Consider the following 16231-nt stretch of genomic DNA (forward strand, 5'->3'; position numbering starts at 1 on the left):
CGGATCGTGACGACCGGGCACCCCGCGGCGACGCGTCGCAGGACCGTCGTCGTGGCGGCGAAGGCTCCCGCGTCGGCGGCGGTCGTTCGTTCGATCGGCGTCCGCCGCGTCCGGAAGAACCGGATCTTCCGGACGAGGTGCAGGCCACCGATCTCGACCCGGCCGTCCGGCGTGACCTGCTCAGCCTGGACAAAGGCAATGCCGAGACGGTCGCGCGCCATCTCGTGATGGCCGTGCGCCTCGTCGACGACGATCCGGGTTTGGCTCTCGCGCACGCCCGGGCGGCCCGGCAGCGTGCCGGTCGGATCGCGGTGGTTCGTGAGACCGCGGGGGTGGTGGCTTACCACGCCGGTGAATGGGCGGAGGCTCTGTCGGAGTTGCGGACGGCACGCCGGATGTCCGGTGGCTCCGGCCTGCTGGCCGTGATGGCCGACTGCGAGCGTGGTCTCGGCCGACCGGAGCGCGCGATCGAACTCGGCCGCAGTGACGAGGCGCGAGCTCTGCGCGGAGACGAGGCCACCGAACTGCGCATCGTCGTCGCGGGCGCACGGATGGACCTGGGCCAGTACGACCAAGCGGTCGTCACGTTGCAGACTTCGGACCTGGACCCGTCACGTACCGGTTCGGCCGCGGCCCGCCTGTTCTACGCCTACGCCGACGCCTTGGTCGCCGCGGGCCGGACGGACGAGGGCCTCACCTGGTTCCTCAACGCGGCCTCGGCCGACGTGGACGGCGAAACCGATGCGGAAGAACGCGCTGCCGAACTCACCGGCGACGTCGATCTCTGACCGAATCCCGCTGCGCTCGATCGCGGCCGTGCGTCGGTTGACGCCGGAGAACAGCGCTGGAAACCACTGCACGATTCTGCGCTGCGGGTCGACGTGGTGCCGATGCTCGCCGCCGGACGGACCAGGCACGGGGCCCATCGACGAGGCGCGCACGGGGAATCGGGGTGTCGGCCGCAGCGGATGTTGTTTGCGAGACGCTGGATTGATGCTCGATCGGGCTGGTGCCGCAACGGCGTTGTCGGCACGAAGAAGCGAGTCGGCAACTGCCTCTCGGGCGAACTCTGCTGTCGTTGAAGCTGCATCTCGAGGTCGGTAAGGAGCGAGTCGACTCCGGGGCGTGCGGTGGCGGCCTGGCGGGCGACTCTGCTTGTCGCTGCCGAAGCCGCACCTCGGCGCTGGCACGGTGTGGGTCGACTTCGGCTGCAAGCGCGATTCTGCGCTGGGTCGAGGTGGTGCGGACGGTCGCCGCGGGATGGACCAGGCCGCGACGGCGATGTCGGCTCGAAGGAGGGATGCGGTGGCGAGGCGGGGCCAGCGATTGCGGGCTGCGGGGCGAAAGCGGTGCGCAACGGTCGCAGCGCCATGCGGCCGATTCGGCGAGCTGGCCCATCGGTGCCGGTACTCGGCTGCGCCGCTGAGCCCGAGTTGGGCTGGCGGTCGAGAGTATTGTGGCGCCAACCCGGCGCCGTCGTCCGTGTGGTGTACAGCGATGCCTTCGGAACCACGAGTGACAAGTGCTATGTGGCGGTTGGCATCCGGCCTGGGTGAGTGGCTGACGCCACGTCATTCCGGTCGGCCGTCTGGCGTAATGTTCGAGTGTCTCGGACTCGCCGAGCGGCTGTGCTGCCGGGGAGGCCAGCGGTATGCGAGTCGGCACGGCGCCGATCGGTGACACGGAGTGAGAGTGATGTGAAGCGACTACGGGATCGCTACCGAGCCCTGCTGCTGGATCTGGACGGCACGCTGTATCGCGGACACGAGGTGATCGAGGGCGCGCCGGAGGCGTTGACCGCGAGCGGGGAGGCCGCCCAGCGGCTGGTGTACGTCACGAACAATGCCAGTCGGGGACCGGCGGTCGTGGCCGCGCATTTGGCCGAACTCGGCTTTCCCGCGACTGCCGACGACGTCGTGACCAGCGCCCAAGCGGCCGCCCGGCTGCTGGCCGAGCGACTGGACCCCGGCGCGCAGGTGCTGGTCGTCGGCACCGACGACCTGGCCGCCGAGGTGGACGCGGTCGGGTTGCGCTCGATCCGGCGCTTCAACGGCTCCGCGCCGGCCGCCGTGGTACAAGGCCATTCGCCCCACACCGCATGGCCGGACCTGGCCGAGGCCGCCTACGCGTTGCGCGCGGACGCACTGTGGGTCGCCGCGAACACCGACAAGACCTTGCCGAACGAACGTGGCCTCGCGCCGGGCAACGGTGCGATGGTCGCCGCGCTGCGGGCCGCGTCCGACCGGGAGCCGGTCGTTGCGGGCAAGCCGTACGCGCCCCTGCTGGAGGACGCACTGGTCCGGGCGGACTCGCGCAGCGCACTGGTGGTCGGCGATCGGCTCGACACCGACATCGAAGGCGCCAACCGCGTCGGCCTCGACGCGCTGATGGTGCTGACCGGCGTCAGCACCCTGGACGAGCTGCGCGAAGCGCCGGACGAACGGATCCCCACCTACGTCTGCGACTCCCTCGACGCTCTCAACCACGCACCTGTCGAGTTCGACCCGGATGCCGACCTGGGGGAGGCCCTTCGCCGTAACCCGGGACGAGCTGTGACGGTCCGCGCGTCCGGTTCGGAAATCCGATAGCGTTGACGCCACGATGACTACTCCTACACCCCGTCCGAACGTTCCCGGAACGCCCGCTAGCGGGCATGGTCCCCCCCCCGGGGTTCCCTTCCCCGGTCAGCATCCGGGTGCGCAAGGGCGCCCGGAGCCGGCCGACCCGGATCGGATCCGCGGCGAGGTGGACAGTCTGCTCGCCGAGCTCGAGCGACCCGGCTGGAGCGGGGCGGCGCCCGCCGCCGACAGCGCCGAAGCCGGAGTCGACATCACCCGGCGCGCTCGCATCCTGGAGCAGGCACATGACGTGCTCGTACAGGCACTGGCCACGGTGGACAAGATCTGAGGTGGCCAGACGCACGCGGGTGGACGCGGAACTGGTTCGCCGCGGATTGGCGCGATCGCGAGAGCACGCGGTCGAGCTGATCGGTGCGGGCCGCGTCCTGATAGCCGGAACGGTCGCGGTGAAGGCCGCGACCGCCGTCGAGGCGGGCACGCCGCTGGTGGTGCGCGAGGAGCCCGACGAAGTCTCCTGGGCCTCGCGCGGGGCGCACAAGCTGCTCGGCGCCCTGGAACGGTTCGAGCCGCAGGGGTTGTCGGTCGCGGGCAAGCGCTGCCTGGACGCGGGCGCGTCGACCGGTGGTTTCACCGACGTGCTGCTCAGCAGGGCGGCGCGGGAGGTGGTCGCGGTCGACGTCGGTTACGGGCAGCTGGTCTGGCGCCTGCGCAGCGACGAGCGCGTGCGGGTCTTCGATCGCACCAACGTGCGCAACCTGACGCCCGAAACGATCGGCGGCACGGTCGAACTGGTGGTGGGGGATCTGTCGTTCATCTCGCTCGGCTTGGTGCTGCCCGCGCTCGCGGCCTGCGCCGCGCCGGGCGCCGACCTGTTGCCGATGGTGAAGCCGCAGTTCGAGGTCGGCAAGGAGCGCGTCGGCTCCGGCGGCGTCGTGCGCGATCCTGCGCTGCGTGCCGAAGCGGTGTGCGCGGTCGCGGCGGCCGCGGCGGGCCTCGGCCTGCGTACCGTCGGCGTCGTGGCCAGCCCGCTGCCTGGCCCGTCCGGCAATGTCGAATACTTCCTGTGGCTGCGCAACGACGGGCAGTTCGAATACGACCGCGAGCTGGTTGCGGCGCTGGTCGAGCGTGCGGTTGAGGAGGGTCCACAGTGAACACGCCGGCCCAGCCCTGCGGCCGGGAGATCTTGCTGGTGTCCCATCCGGGCCGGGCGGAAATCATCGAGACCGCCCACCGGGTGGCGAAGATCTTCGCGGACGCGGGCATCTGCCTGCGGGTGCTCGCCGATGAGGCGGACAGCACCCGATTCGAGGCCGAGCCGGGCGGCTATCCGGTGCGCGTGGTCGAGCACGGCCCGGAAGCGGCGGTCGGCTGCGAGATGGTGCTCGTGCTCGGCGGCGACGGAACCTTCCTGCGCGCCGCCGAGTTGGCGCGTCCAGCGGCGGTGCCGGTGCTCGGGATCAACCTGGGGCGCATCGGATTTCTGACCGAGGCCGAGGCCGAGCATCTGGACGAGGCGCTCGCCCAGGTGGTGCGGCGCGACTACCGGATCGAGCATCGGATGACCATCGACCTCACCGTCCGCGTCGACGACGAAGTGGTCGAGAGCGGCTGGGCGCTGAACGAGGCGAGCATCGAGAACGCTTCCCGCATGGGCGTATTGGAAGTGGTGCTGGAAGTCGACGGCAGGCCGGTGTCGGCGTTCGGCTGCGACGGCATCCTGATCGCCACACCCACCGGATCGACCGCCTACGCCTTCTCCGCGGGCGGCCCGGTGGTGTGGCCGGAACTCGAAGCGCTGCTGGTGATCCCGAGCAATGCCCACGCCTTGTTCGCGCGGCCGCTGGTGACCAGCCCGGCTTCCCGAATCGCGGTCGAATCGGTGGCCACCGGACACGATGCGATAGTTTTCCTGGACGGCAGGCGCACGCTCGCACTGCCCAGCGGCGGCCGCGTGGAGGCGGTTCGCGGCGCCGAACCGGTGCGCTGGGTGCGGCTGGACTCCGCACCGTTCGCCGACCGGATGGTGCGCAAGTTCCAATTGCCCGTGACCGGCTGGCGCGGCCGACGGCGAACGGAGAGCACACGTGCTGACAGAGATCAGGATTGACGGCCTGGGCGTCATTTCCACGGCGACCGCGCAGTTCCATGCCGGGCTGACCTGCCTGACCGGCGAGACCGGCGCGGGCAAGACCATGGTGGTGACCAGCCTGCATCTGCTCAGCGGCGCGCGCGCGGACGCGGGCCGGGTCCGGCTCGGCGCGTCCCGTGCCGTGGTGGAGGGCCGATTCACCGTCGAGGACGTCAACGACGCCGCCCGGGCCGAAGTCGCGCAGGTGCTGGAAGCGGCAGCGGCCGAGCAGGACGACGACGGCAGCATCATCGCGATCCGGACGGTCGGCAGTGACGGACGTTCCCGTGCGCATCTGGGCGGACGCGGCGTGCCCGCCTCGGTGCTGGCCGATTTCACCGCGCCGCTGCTGACCGTGCACGGCCAGAACGACCAACTGCGTTTGCAGCGCCCCGACCAGCAGTTGTCCGCGCTGGACCAGTTCGCCGCCGACGCGGTGGGCCCGCTGCTGCGGAAATACCAGGCGCAGCGCCGATCGTGGCTGGACGCGCGCGCCGAACTTCTCGAACGCACCGCGCGCAGCAGGGAATTGGCACTCGAAGCCGATCGGCTGAAGCACTCGCTGAACGAAATCGACGGCATCGCGCCCGAACCCGGCGAGGACGTGCGCATCGTCGACGAGGTGCGCAGGCTCAGCGATCTGGACTCGCTGCGCGAGGCGGCGGCGACCGCGCACGACGCGCTGGCCGGACCGGCCGACGCGTCCCGAGACGGTTCCGGCGCATTGGAATCGCTCGGCGCCGCGCGCGCCCGCATCGAAGCGGCCGACGACCCGGCGCTGGCCGCTCTCGCACCGCGCCTGGCCGATGCGATCGCGGTGGTGGTGGACGTCACCACCGAGCTGAGCGGTTATCTCTCGGATCTGCCGTCCGATCCGGGCGCACTGGATTCGCTGCTCACCCGGCAGGCCGAACTGAAAACGCTGACCCGCAAGTACGCACCCGATATCGACGGCGTGCTGGCCTGGGCGGAGGAGGCACGCGCGCGGCTGGGTTCACTCGACGTCTCCGAGGAGGCGCTGGCCAAGCTGGCCGCCGAGGTGGAGACCGCCGCCGAGCGGGTGCGGGAGACGGCGAAGAAGCTGAGCGCGGCGCGAAGCAAAGCGGCGGGCAAGCTGGCGGCGGCGGTGAGCGCCGAGCTGGGTGGTCTCGCGATGGGCAAGGCGCGTCTCGAGGTCGACGTGCGACCCATGCTCGCGGGCCCCCAGGATTCGGCGCCGCTCACCGTCGACGGGCAGGAGTTGCATGCCGGTCCGGCGGGCATCGACGAGGTCGAGTTCCGCCTGTCCGCGCATTCGGGCGCGCAGTCGCTGCCGTTGAGCAAGAGCGCGTCCGGCGGTGAGCTGTCCCGGGTGATGCTGGCGCTCGAGGTGGTGCTGGCCGGCTCCGATCATGGGGCGACGATGGTGTTCGACGAGGTCGACGCGGGCGTCGGCGGTCGGGCCGCGGTCGAGATCGGTCGCAGGCTGGCCCGGCTGGCGCGCACCCACCAGGTCATCGTGGTGACGCATCTGCCGCAGGTGGCGGCGTTCGCCGATACCCATCTGGTGGTCGACAAGTCCGACGACGGGAAGGGCACCGTCAACAGCGGCGTTCGCGCGCTGACCAACGACGAGCGGGTCATCGAGCTGGCCCGCATGCTGGCCGGTCTCGACGACACCGAGACCGGCCGGGCGCACGCGGAGGAACTCCTGGCGACGGCGCGCGCGGAGAAGGCGGGCGCCGCGGCGACGCGCTGACGGTCAGCGCACCGCCTTCCGCGCGCCGTTCATGAACACGCCGATCAAGTTCTTCAGGCCCAGCTCTACCACCTTGGCGGGCACGGGCAGCTTGGGATCGGATTCCATCGTGTAGGAGACCAGGGTGCCGTTGTCGGCGTCGGCGAAGGTGACGACGCCGACGTGCCGCTTCACCGGCGCGCCCTTGACGACCTTGTATTCCATCCGCTCACCGGGCACCAGCTTGGTGATCTCCTCGGTGACGCCGACCGGGCCGACGCCGATCAGGTGCTGGGCGCCGACGCCTTCGCGTTCGGTCAGGCCGGGCTTGGTCAGCTTGACCTGGACCGGCAGATAGGGGCTGATGCTCTCGCGCTCGGCGAAGAGCCGGTACACGACCTCGCGTGGGGCGGGAATGACGGCGTCGACGGTGGTGCTGGCCATGGTTCTCCTCTTCGAGTTACCTGTGACGGGCAGCATATAGGTACTGCGTCCGCCGCTCGGTGATCGTGTTGTCCGCGTCACATTCGGGGCGATGCGGTGCGTAGGCGGGCCGGAATACCGGTACGGCCGAGTCCCGAACTACCCGACCGGCGGTAGCTGCCCGTTCGCTATTTCGGCGCGCCTCCACCAATGGTTGAGGGTTTGCCGCCATCATCGGCGCATGAAAATGCTGGCGTTGTTGTCGAGGAACACCGAAACGCTGCCAGGTCTGACCGGGACAGCCCGGGTGGATCGCAACACCCGGCGACTGCTCGGGCGCGTCGGCCCGGGTGACATCGTCGTGCTCGACGAGATGGACCTCGACCGGATGACCGCCGACCGGTTGGTCGAGGCCCGGGTGGGCGCGGTGATCAACACCTCGCCGTCCATTTCCGGCCGCTACCCCAATCTCGGTCCGGAAGCCTTGGTGGCCAACGGCATCCTGCTGCTGGACACGGTGAGCTCGGACGCGTTCAGCAAGATCAAGGACGGCGTGCGGGTCCGGATCGACGACGGTGTCGTCTACTCCGACAAGCTGATCAAGAGGGAGCCGGAGGTCCTCGTCGAGGGCATCGAGCTCACCGAGTCGGCCATCGCGGAGCGGATGATCGAGGCGCGCAACGGTCTGGCCGATCACCTGGAGGCGTTCGCGGGCAACACCATCGAGTTCATCCGTACCGAGAGCGCGCTGCTCATCGACGGTTTCGGCGTGCCGGAACTGGATCTGGTGATGAAGCAGCGGCACGTGGTCGTCGTCGCCGACGGCCCGGACCACGCCGAGGACCTGCAGCGGCTGAAGCCGTTCATCAAGGAGTACGCCCCGATCCTGATCGGCGTCGGCCGTGGCGCGGACACGCTCAGGAGGCGCGGCTACCGGCCCGACGTCATCGTCGGCGACCCGGACGAGATCACCTCGGCGACCATGAAATGCGGCGCCGAAGTGATCCTGCCCGCCGACACCGACGGCCACGCGAAGGGACTCGAGCGCATCCAGGATCTCGGCATCGGCGCGACGACCTTCCCCTCGTCGGGTTCGGCCGCCGATCTGGCGCTGCTGCTGGCCGATCACCACGGTGCGGCGCTGATCGTCGTGGCGGGCGCTCCGGCCTCGCTCGACCACTTCTTCGATCGCGGCCGCCGCCACAGCAACCCGGCCACGTTCCTCACCCGGCTCAAGGTCGGGACCAAGCTGGTGGACGCGAAGGCCGTCGCCACGCTGTACCGCAACCGGGTGTCCGGGATCGCCGTCGCGCTGGTGGTGCTCGCCGCGCTGGTCGCGGTGATCGTCGTGCTGCTGGCCTCCAACCGCGGCGCGGACGTCATGGACTGGACCGTCGACAACTGGAACCGCTTCGCGCTCTGGGCGCAGGCGCGCGCCGGTTCGTGGCAATAGCCAAGGGAGAACCGATGATCACGCTGCGTCAGCACGCCACGTCGATTGCCGCGATCTTTCTGGCGCTCGCCATCGGCGTGGTGCTCGGCTCACAGACGCTCGCCGCCGACCTGCTGTCCGGTTTGCGGGCGGACAAGACCGATCTGCGACAGCAGGTCGACACCCTCACCGAGCAGCAGCGGCGGCTCGCGGATCAGGTAACGGCCGCCGACCGGTTCGTCGCCGGGTCCTCGGGCCGGATCCTCGGTGGCTCCCTCGCCGACCGCGGCGTCATCGTGTTCACGACACCGGACGCCGATCCCGGCGACGTGGAGGCGGTGACGAAAGCGCTCGAGACCGCCGGTGCGGCCGTGACCGGCAGGATCGCGTTCACCGACGCTTTCGTCGACGCGACCGAGGGCGACCGGATGCGCACCGCCCTCACCAACGTGATCCCGGCGGGGGCGCAGCTGCGTACCGGCGCGGTCGACCAGGGCAGCATGGCGGGCGATCTGCTCGGCCTGGTGCTGCTGCTCGACCCGGCCAACGGGCAACCCCGGAGCACTCCGCAAGAGCTCGGGCTGGTGCTGGAGACCTTGCGCGGCGGCGGCTTCCTCGCCTACGGCGATACGCCGGTCCGTCCGGCGCAGCTCGCCGTGGTGGTCACCGGAAACGGCGTCGACGCCGCCAAGGACAGCGTGGGCGCGAACACCGCCCGTTTCGCGGGCGCCCTGCGCGGCCGCGGTTCGGGGGTGGTCCTGGCCGGTCGCGCCGGAGCCGCCGAGGGAGACGGGCCGATCGCCGTCGTCCGCGCCGACGCCGCACTCGCCGCCCAGGTCAGCACGGTGGACAACCTCGAAAGGGACCTCGGCCGCGTCACCACGGTGCTGGCGCTGGTCGAACAACTCAACGGCGGCGCGGGCCGCTACGGCACCGGCGCCAAAGCCACTTCTCTGACGTTGGCCGCCCTCCCTGGCTGAGCGACGCGATCGAAGCGCCGTGACGGCCGGACGCCGATCCTCCGGCGTCGGCGTCCACGGTCGGCTTCCGCTTCGGTGAGCCGTTTCATCGCCAGGGCAGCACACCATGGCGATGTGTCCGGCGGCCGTGCCGCGACCCGTTTCACAGTCGGGGTGCCTGTGCTCTGATCCGCGGTCCGGCGATCGGTGGGCAAACGGGCGTGGCATTCGAACTGACGGGCGGATTCGTGTTACCGTGAAGACCCGTGGGTCAAACACGGATTCAGGCGCGAACGGCCACGAAGCACATCTTCGTCAGCGGTGGTGTCGCCTCCTCATTGGGTAAAGGTCTAACCGCCTCCAGCCTCGGGCAGCTGCTGACGGCGCGTGGACTGCGCGTCACGATGCAGAAACTCGACCCGTACTTGAACGTCGATCCCGGCACCATGAACCCCTTCCAGCACGGCGAGGTGTTCGTGACCGAGGACGGCGCCGAGACCGATCTGGACGTCGGCCACTACGAGCGTTTCCTCGACCGGGACCTGTCCCGGGACGCGAATGTGACCACCGGGCAAATCTATTCGTCGGTCATCGCCAAGGAGCGCCGCGGCGAGTACCTGGGCGACACGGTGCAGGTGATCCCGCACATCACCGACGAGATCAAGAACCGCATCCTCGCGATGCGCGGTCCGGACCTGCAAGGGCAGACGCCGGACGTGGTGATCACCGAGATCGGCGGCACCGTCGGCGACATCGAGTCGCAGCCGTTCCTCGAGGCCGCCCGCCAGATCCGCCACGACGTCGGCCGGGACAACGTCTTCTTCCTGCACGTGTCGCTGGTGCCCTACCTCGCCCCCTCCGGCGAGCTGAAGACCAAGCCGACCCAGCACTCGGTGGCCGCGCTGCGCAACATCGGTATCCAGCCCGACGCGCTGATCCTGCGCTGCGACCGGGAGGTTCCGCAGGCGCTGAAGAGCAAGATCGCGCTGATGTGCGACGTCGAGGTGGACGCCTGCATCTCCACCCCCGACGCGCCGTCGATCTACGACATTCCGCGCGTGCTGCATCGCGAGGGCCTGGACGCCTACGTGGTCCGCAGGCTCGGCCTGCCGTTCCGCGACGTGGACTGGACCGTGTGGGGCGACCTGCTCGAGCGGGTGCACTCGCCGCGCGAGACGGTCGAGGTCGCGCTGGTCGGCAAGTACGTCGACCTGCCCGACGCGTATCTCTCGGTCACCGAGGCGCTGCGCGCGGGCGGGTTCGCCTCGCGCGCCAAAGTGAACATCCGCTGGGTGCCCTCCGACGCGTGCGAGACCCCGGCCGGCGCGCAGCAGGCGCTGCGCGACGTCGACGCCGTGCTGATCCCCGGCGGATTCGGCATCCGCGGCATCGAGGGCAAGGTCGGCGCGATCCACTACGCGCGCACCCGCGGCATCCCGCTGCTCGGTCTGTGCCTGGGCCTGCAGTGCGTGGTGATCGAGGCCGCCCGCTCGGTCGGTCTGGCCGAAGCCAACTCGGCCGAATTCGAGCCGGACACACCGCATCCCGTCATCTCCACGATGGCCGACCAGGAACAGGCCGTGGCCGGAGAGGCCGATCTCGGCGGCACCATGCGCCTCGGCGCCTACCCCGCGACCTTGGCCAAGGGCTCGGTCGTCGCCCAGGCCTACGGCAGCGAGCACGTCTCGGAGCGGCACCGTCATCGGTACGAGGTGAACAACGCCTACCGCGACAAGATCGCCGAGAGCGGTTTGACGTTCAGCGGCACCTCGCCGGACGGACATCTGGTCGAGTTCGTCGAGCTGCCCGCCGACGTGCACCCGTTCTTCGTCGCCACCCAGGCCCACCCCGAACTGAAGAGCCGCCCGACCCGGCCGCACCCGCTGTTCGCGGCGCTGATCTCGGCGGCGCTGAAATACAAGGCGGCCGAACGTCTTCCGGTGGACATCCCGGGCGAAGAACTCGCGGGCGCGACCGACAAGGCGTAGCGGAATGTGGGCCGGGCCCGCGGGCGGTCCTCGTCACCGGGGAGTGTCCGCTCCTGCCGATAAGGTCGGGGCATGACCGACGACCGGGCCACGCCTACCGAGGGCGCTGCCGAACCGGGCAGCCACGAATTCGAGATCGTATCCAGCCGGACCGTCTACAGCGGCGCCATTCTGGCGTTGCGGCTCGACCAGGTGTCGATGCCGGGCGGTCGGGTCGTCGAACGCGAGGTGATCGAGCATCACGGCGCCGTCGCCGTCGCCGCGATCGATGGCGACGACAACGTGGTGCTGATCAACCAGTACCGCCACCCGATCGGGGCGCGGCTGCTCGAGCTGCCCGCCGGTCTGCTCGACGTGGCCGGCGAGGACCCGCTGCTCGCCGCGCGGCGGGAGCTGGCCGAGGAGACCGGGCTGGCCGCGCGGGAGTGGTCGGTGCTGGTGGACGTCGTGCTCTCGCCCGGTTTCACCGACGAAGCATTGCGGGTGTACCTGGCACGGGATCTGTACGAGATCGACCGGCCCGAGCCGGAGCTGGAAGAAGCCGACCTCGAAGTGGTCCGGATGCCGGTCGACGCGGCCGTGCGGGCGGCGCTGGCGGGGGAGATCGTCAACGCCACCGCGGTCGCGGGCGTGCTCGCGCTGGCGGCCGCGCGGGTCGGCGGCGCGGAGCTGCGTCCGCCGGACGCGCCGTGGCCCGGACAGCCCACCGCGCTTCTTCGCCGCCAAGCGGCGCGGAAGTCCGAAGACTGAGCGGTCGTGCTCGCCCGCGAGCTCGACGCCTACCTCGACCATCTCGCCGTCGAGCGCGGCCTCGCGCCCAACACCCTCGCCGCCTATCGCCGCGACCTCGGCCGCTACCTGGACTTTCTGAGCGGGCGCGGCATCGATTCGATCGACCAGGTCGGCGAGTCCGACGTCGCGGAGTTCACCGTCACGTTGCGCTCGGGCGGCGGCGGGCACCCGGCGCTGGCGGCCAGCTCGGCGGCACGCGCGCTGATCGCGGTGCGCGGATGGCATCGTTTCGCCGCAGCGGAGGGGTTGACCAGCACCGATGTCGCGCACGCCGTCAAGCCGCCCACGCCGGGCCGCAGGCTGCCCAAAGCGCTGCCCTACGACCAGGTGCTGAAGTTGCTGGAGGCCGCGGGCGGCGGGTCCGCGGACAACCCGGACGCCGCGGCGGGCGCGGACGGGGGCCCGCGTGGCCTGCGCGACCGGGCGCTGCTGGAAATGCTTTACTCCACCGGTGCCCGGATCTCGGAAATGGTCGGGTTGGACGTCGACGATCTGGACACCGAGGAACGGGCGGTCGTGCTGCGCGGCAAGGGCGGCAAGCAGCGCGTGGTGCCGATCGGGCGACCGGCGCTCGCCGCCGTGGACGCCTACCTCGTGCGTGGGCGGTCGATACTCGCCGCGCACGGCAAAGGAAACGCCGGAGCGCTGTTCTTGAACGCCCGCGGCGCCCGCCTGTCCCGGCAGAGCGCGTGGCAGGTGTTGCAGACCGCCGCCGAACGCGCAGGCATCGCGGCGGCGGTCTCGCCGCACACGCTGCGCCACTCCTTCGCCACCCACCTGCTCGACGGTGGGGCCGACGTCCGCGTCGTGCAGGAGTTGCTCGGTCACGCGTCCGTGACGACGACCCAGATCTACACGCTGGTCACGGTCACCACACTGCGCGAGGTCTGGGCCACCGCTCATCCCCGAGCCCGCTGATCCATTCGGCGCTGTCTTCCCGGGTTTCCTGGCGCGTCCGGCCGCCCGAATCGCGGTGTATTCGAACACGCCAGGCTGCCGCGGGATCCTGACGATGCAGTGACGAATCCCTCTGGAGTCAGGGCTATTCGGCGTGCTGGTGGACCGATATCCGAACGCGGTAGGGCTGGGCGGCCGTACGGTGCGCGAAATAAACGGGACCACGGTCCGGTTGTTCGGTCGTCGGGGTTCGCGCGATGCGGACGTCGGCTGCCCGGTCCCGAGCACAACGCGAGGTGAGTTGCATGGCAAAGTCTTTCATCGTCCACGAAGCCGACGTCGAAGCGGTGCCGCTGCCCGGCGGCGGGTCGTTCCGGCTGCTCGAGGACAGCGAGCAATCCGAGGGGCTGTTCGGGGCCAATCGCCTGACGCTCGCTGCCGGGGCGGACGGCACTCGGCCGCATCACCACACCAAGTCGACCGAGATCTTCTATGTCCTGGACGGGATAATGGAATTTCTCGTGGACGGCGAACTGAGCAAGGTGAGCAAAGGCGGTTTGGTGGTGATCCCGCCGAATGCGGTGCACGCCTTCGGCGCCGACGCCGACGGGCCCGCGGAGTTTCTGGCCGTGCTCACACCGGGTATCGTCCGCTTCCAGTACTTCCGGCAACTCGGCCGGATCGCGCGCGGGGAGGCGGACTGGGACAGCATGAACGACTTGCACGACCGGTTCGACGTGCATTTCGATGGCGGCCCGCAATGGCGCTGACCAGCGCGGGGCGAACACGCCGCGCGCAGGCGCGGCACTCGAGTGGCGTCAAGCGGTAGCGTCTATCGAGAGCTGGACCGTACGAAAGCGAGGTCGGGCACTGATCGGCCTCGCTACGCTCGGCGAGGCAACCGGCAGGAACGTATAAGGAGCAGCGGATCGTGACGACAGCCGGCGCGGCAGAACCGCCGATGGGTGCTGGGGCGGAGCCGCTCAAGGGCCCGCGATCGGGTCCGTACTCGGACGCCGCGGCGGAAACGCTGTGGGGCACCGGGGTGGAGCCGGTCCCGGAGGACGCGACGCTCGGCCCCACGGGCCGCCCGTTGCGGCTGGTTCCGGACCCGCCGCCGGTGGGCCAGCACGGCGACGCCCTGATCGTCGCCATGTGCAACCAGAAGGGTGGGGTCGGCAAGACCACCTCCACCATCAACCTGGGCGCCGCACTGGCCGAATACGGCCGCCGCGTGCTGCTGGTGGACTTGGACCCGCAGGGCGCGCTGTCGGCTGGTCTGGGCGTGGCCCACCACACCCTCGATCTGACCGTGCACAACCTGCTCATCGGCTCGAACCACTCCATCGACGACGTGCTGATGCAGACCCGCGTCCCGAACATGGACCTGCTGCCGAGCAACATCGATCTGTCCGCCGCGGAGATCCAGCTGGTCAACGAGGTGGGCCGGGAGCAGTCGCTCGGCCGCGCGCTGGCGCCGGTGCGCAACCGCTACGACTACATCCTCATCGACTGCCAGCCCTCTCTCGGCCTGCTCACGGTCAACGCGCTGGCCTGCTCGGACGGCGTGATCATCCCGATGGAGTGCGAGTATTTCTCGCTACGCGGGCTGGCGCTGCTCAACGACACCGTGGAGAAAGTGCGGGACCGGCTGAACCCGCGGCTGAGCCTGTACGGAATAGTGGTCACCATGTTCGACGCTCGACTGCTGCACTCCCGCCAGGTCATGGCGCGCGTGGTCGAGGTGTTCGGCGACTTGGTCTACGACACCGCGATCGCGCGCACCGTCCGTTTCCCGGACGCCAGCGTCGCGGGCGAGCCCATCACCACGTGGGCGCCGAAATCCAGTGGGGCCGAAGCATACCGGTCGATGGCTCGGGAAGTCATCCACCGGTCGGGCCGGTGAGCGGCCACTCCGGCCCCTCGTCTGCGTCCACCGACAACTCATCCGGCCAGGGGTCTTCCGCGGCCGGTGCCACACCTCCGCGCGAGGCCGATGCGCCGGACGCCGCCGAAGCGCCCGCGCCCCAGAGACCCGCTCGCCCCGCTGACTCTCCTGCGCTCGGAAACGCGGCGGCCGCGTTTATCGCCGCGGGCCGGGACGCGGCGGCGCAACGCCCGAATCCCGTGGTGCCCGGGGGTATCCCAGCGGAGCAAGGCGATTCGTCCGCTGCGCCGGAGGAACCCGTGGTCTCCGCGAGTGCCGCGCAGGAGAATCCGCGGCAGGAGCCCGCTCCGCCCGAGGTACCTGTTGGCTCTGCACCGAGTGGTCCGCCGCAAGCGGCCGACACACCCACGATTGCGACGAGTGCCACGCCGGGGAATCGACAGGCCAGCGATCCATCCGAGGCTACGGTGGGTACTTCGCGGCGAGCCGCCGATACACCTGAGATTCCGGGAAGCGCCGCGCGGAGGCCATCGGGCGACGTGGCCGATCCAGGCGCGAGTGCCGCGCCAGGGGAGTCTTCCCCAGAGACAGCCGCGCAGCCGTCGGCATTCCGACTACGCCTGAGCAACTTCGAGGGGCCTTTCGACCTGCTGCTCACGCTGATCAGCTCGCGCAAGCTGGACGTCACCGAGGTGGCGCTGCACAAGGTCACCGACGAGTTCATCGCCTACACGAAGGCGTTGACCGCGCACGCGGCCGCGCAGAACACCTTGCGGGCGGACAAGATTCTGGACCAGACCACCGAGTTCCTGGTCGTCGCCGCCACGCTGCTGGATTTGAAGGCGGCGCGGCTGCTGCCGTCCGGGGAGATGACCGACGCCGAAGACCTCGAACTGCTGGAGGCGCGCGACCTGCTGTTCGCCCGGCTGCTGCAGTATCGCGCGTTCAAGCAGGTCGCCGAGTTGCTCGGTGAATTGGAGGCCGCGGCGCTGCGCCGGTACCCGCGTGCGGTCGGTCTGGAGGAGCGGTACACCGATCTGCTGCCCGAGGTTACGCTGGGTGTCGGGGCGGCCGAGTTCGCCGCGATCGCCGCGGCGGCCTTCCGGCCCCGCCCGGTGCCGAAGGTCGGGCTCGACCACTTGCACACGCACGCGATCTCGGTGGCCGAGCAGGCGGCGCTGGTGCTGGAACGGCTCAAACAGCGCGGTGCGGGTGCGTGGACAACATTCGGCGAGTTGGTCGCCGACTGCGAAGTCCCCGTCCAGATCGTCGCCCGCTTCCTGGCGCTGCTCGAGCTGTATCGCGGCAAGACGATCGAGTTCGACCAGCCCGATCCGCTCGGTCCCTTGTCGGTCAGCTGGATCGGCGACGACGCGGCCGAGCAGATGGAGGCCGTGACTATCGAGGAGGACTACGGGTGAGCGACCA

Annotated in this window: 15 protein-coding genes; 14 read left to right on the plus strand and 1 reads right to left on the minus strand. The window is 70.2% G+C overall.

The features are described 5' to 3' along the window. The 6 genes from ON34_RS31875 to recN form a co-directional block, all read left to right on the plus strand. Nucleotides 1–788: tetratricopeptide repeat protein (locus ON34_RS31875; protein ID WP_157172553.1), on the plus strand; the 788-nt coding region annotated here is incomplete at its 5' end. Nucleotides 789–1697: 909 nt separating this feature from the next. Further along, complete coding sequence (locus tag ON34_RS31880) at nt 1698–2588, plus strand: HAD-IIA family hydrolase (protein ID WP_051023433.1); 891 nt, start codon at nt 1698–1700, stop codon at nt 2586–2588. A gap of 157 nt (nt 2589–2745) precedes the next feature. After that, on the plus strand, nt 2746–2907 hold the full coding sequence (locus ON34_RS38710; protein WP_373291998.1) for a hypothetical protein: 162 nt from the start codon (nt 2746–2748) through the stop codon (nt 2905–2907). Nucleotide 2908: 1 nt separating this feature from the next. Then, nucleotides 2909–3730, plus strand: a complete 822-nt coding sequence (locus ON34_RS31890) for a TlyA family RNA methyltransferase (protein ID WP_040786900.1) — start codon at nt 2909–2911, stop codon at nt 3728–3730. Beyond that, complete coding sequence (locus ON34_RS31895; RefSeq protein WP_040787347.1) at nt 3727–4686, plus strand: NAD kinase; 960 nt, start codon at nt 3727–3729, stop codon at nt 4684–4686. The genes ON34_RS31890 and ON34_RS31895 overlap by 4 nt, the downstream gene beginning before the upstream one ends. After that, nucleotides 4664–6445, plus strand: coding sequence for a DNA repair protein RecN (gene recN, locus ON34_RS31900; RefSeq protein WP_040786901.1), 1782 nt, complete (start codon nt 4664–4666; stop codon nt 6443–6445). Before ON34_RS31895 ends, recN begins: the two co-directional genes overlap by 23 nt. 3 nt (nt 6446–6448) lie before the next feature. Here the strand turns inward: recN and ON34_RS31905 are convergent, their stop codons facing one another. Then, on the minus strand, nt 6449–6868 hold the full coding sequence (locus ON34_RS31905; RefSeq protein ID WP_040786903.1) for an SRPBCC family protein: 420 nt from the start codon (nt 6866–6868) through the stop codon (nt 6449–6451). A gap of 220 nt (nt 6869–7088) precedes the next feature. On the opposite strand from ON34_RS31905, the gene steA reads away from it, so the two are divergent. The 8 genes from steA (at nt 7089) to ON34_RS31945 (ending at nt 16224) form a co-directional block, all read left to right on the plus strand. Continuing rightward, entirely contained in the window at nt 7089–8300 is a 1212-nt protein-coding gene (steA, locus tag ON34_RS31910; protein ID WP_040786905.1) for a putative cytokinetic ring protein SteA, read from the plus strand. A gap of 14 nt (nt 8301–8314) precedes the next feature. Continuing rightward, the gene (locus ON34_RS31915; RefSeq protein ID WP_040786906.1) at nt 8315–9259 is read left to right on the plus strand and encodes a copper transporter; all 945 of its coding nucleotides are present in this window, start codon (nt 8315–8317) and stop codon (nt 9257–9259) included. A 245-nt stretch (nt 9260–9504) separates the two neighbouring features. After that, the gene (pyrG, locus tag ON34_RS31920; RefSeq protein WP_040786908.1) at nt 9505–11226 is read left to right on the plus strand and encodes a CTP synthase; all 1722 of its coding nucleotides are present in this window, start codon (nt 9505–9507) and stop codon (nt 11224–11226) included. Between the two features lie 72 nt (nt 11227–11298). Next, on the plus strand, nt 11299–11976 hold the full coding sequence (locus ON34_RS31925) for an NUDIX domain-containing protein (protein ID WP_051023434.1): 678 nt from the start codon (nt 11299–11301) through the stop codon (nt 11974–11976). A gap of 6 nt (nt 11977–11982) precedes the next feature. Continuing rightward, entirely contained in the window at nt 11983–12936 is a 954-nt protein-coding gene (gene xerD, locus ON34_RS31930; RefSeq protein WP_040786911.1) for a site-specific tyrosine recombinase XerD, read from the plus strand. Between the two features lie 284 nt (nt 12937–13220). Next, nucleotides 13221–13685: a cupin domain-containing protein gene (locus ON34_RS31935; protein WP_040786914.1), complete on the plus strand. Its 465-nt coding sequence runs from the start codon at nt 13221–13223 to the stop codon at nt 13683–13685. Nucleotides 13686–13876: 191 nt separating this feature from the next. Further along, nucleotides 13877–14821: a ParA family protein gene (locus ON34_RS31940; protein ID WP_040786917.1), complete on the plus strand. Its 945-nt coding sequence runs from the start codon at nt 13877–13879 to the stop codon at nt 14819–14821. A 521-nt stretch (nt 14822–15342) separates the two neighbouring features. Next, nucleotides 15343–16224 (plus strand): segregation and condensation protein A, encoded by an 882-nt coding sequence (locus ON34_RS31945; RefSeq protein WP_051023435.1) that lies wholly within the window; start codon nt 15343–15345, stop codon nt 16222–16224. Nucleotides 16225–16231 lie beyond the last annotated feature (7 nt).

It is taken from the genome of Nocardia pneumoniae NBRC 100136 (assembly GCF_000308755.1).
Lineage (GTDB): Bacteria > Actinomycetota > Actinomycetes > Mycobacteriales > Mycobacteriaceae > Nocardia > Nocardia pneumoniae.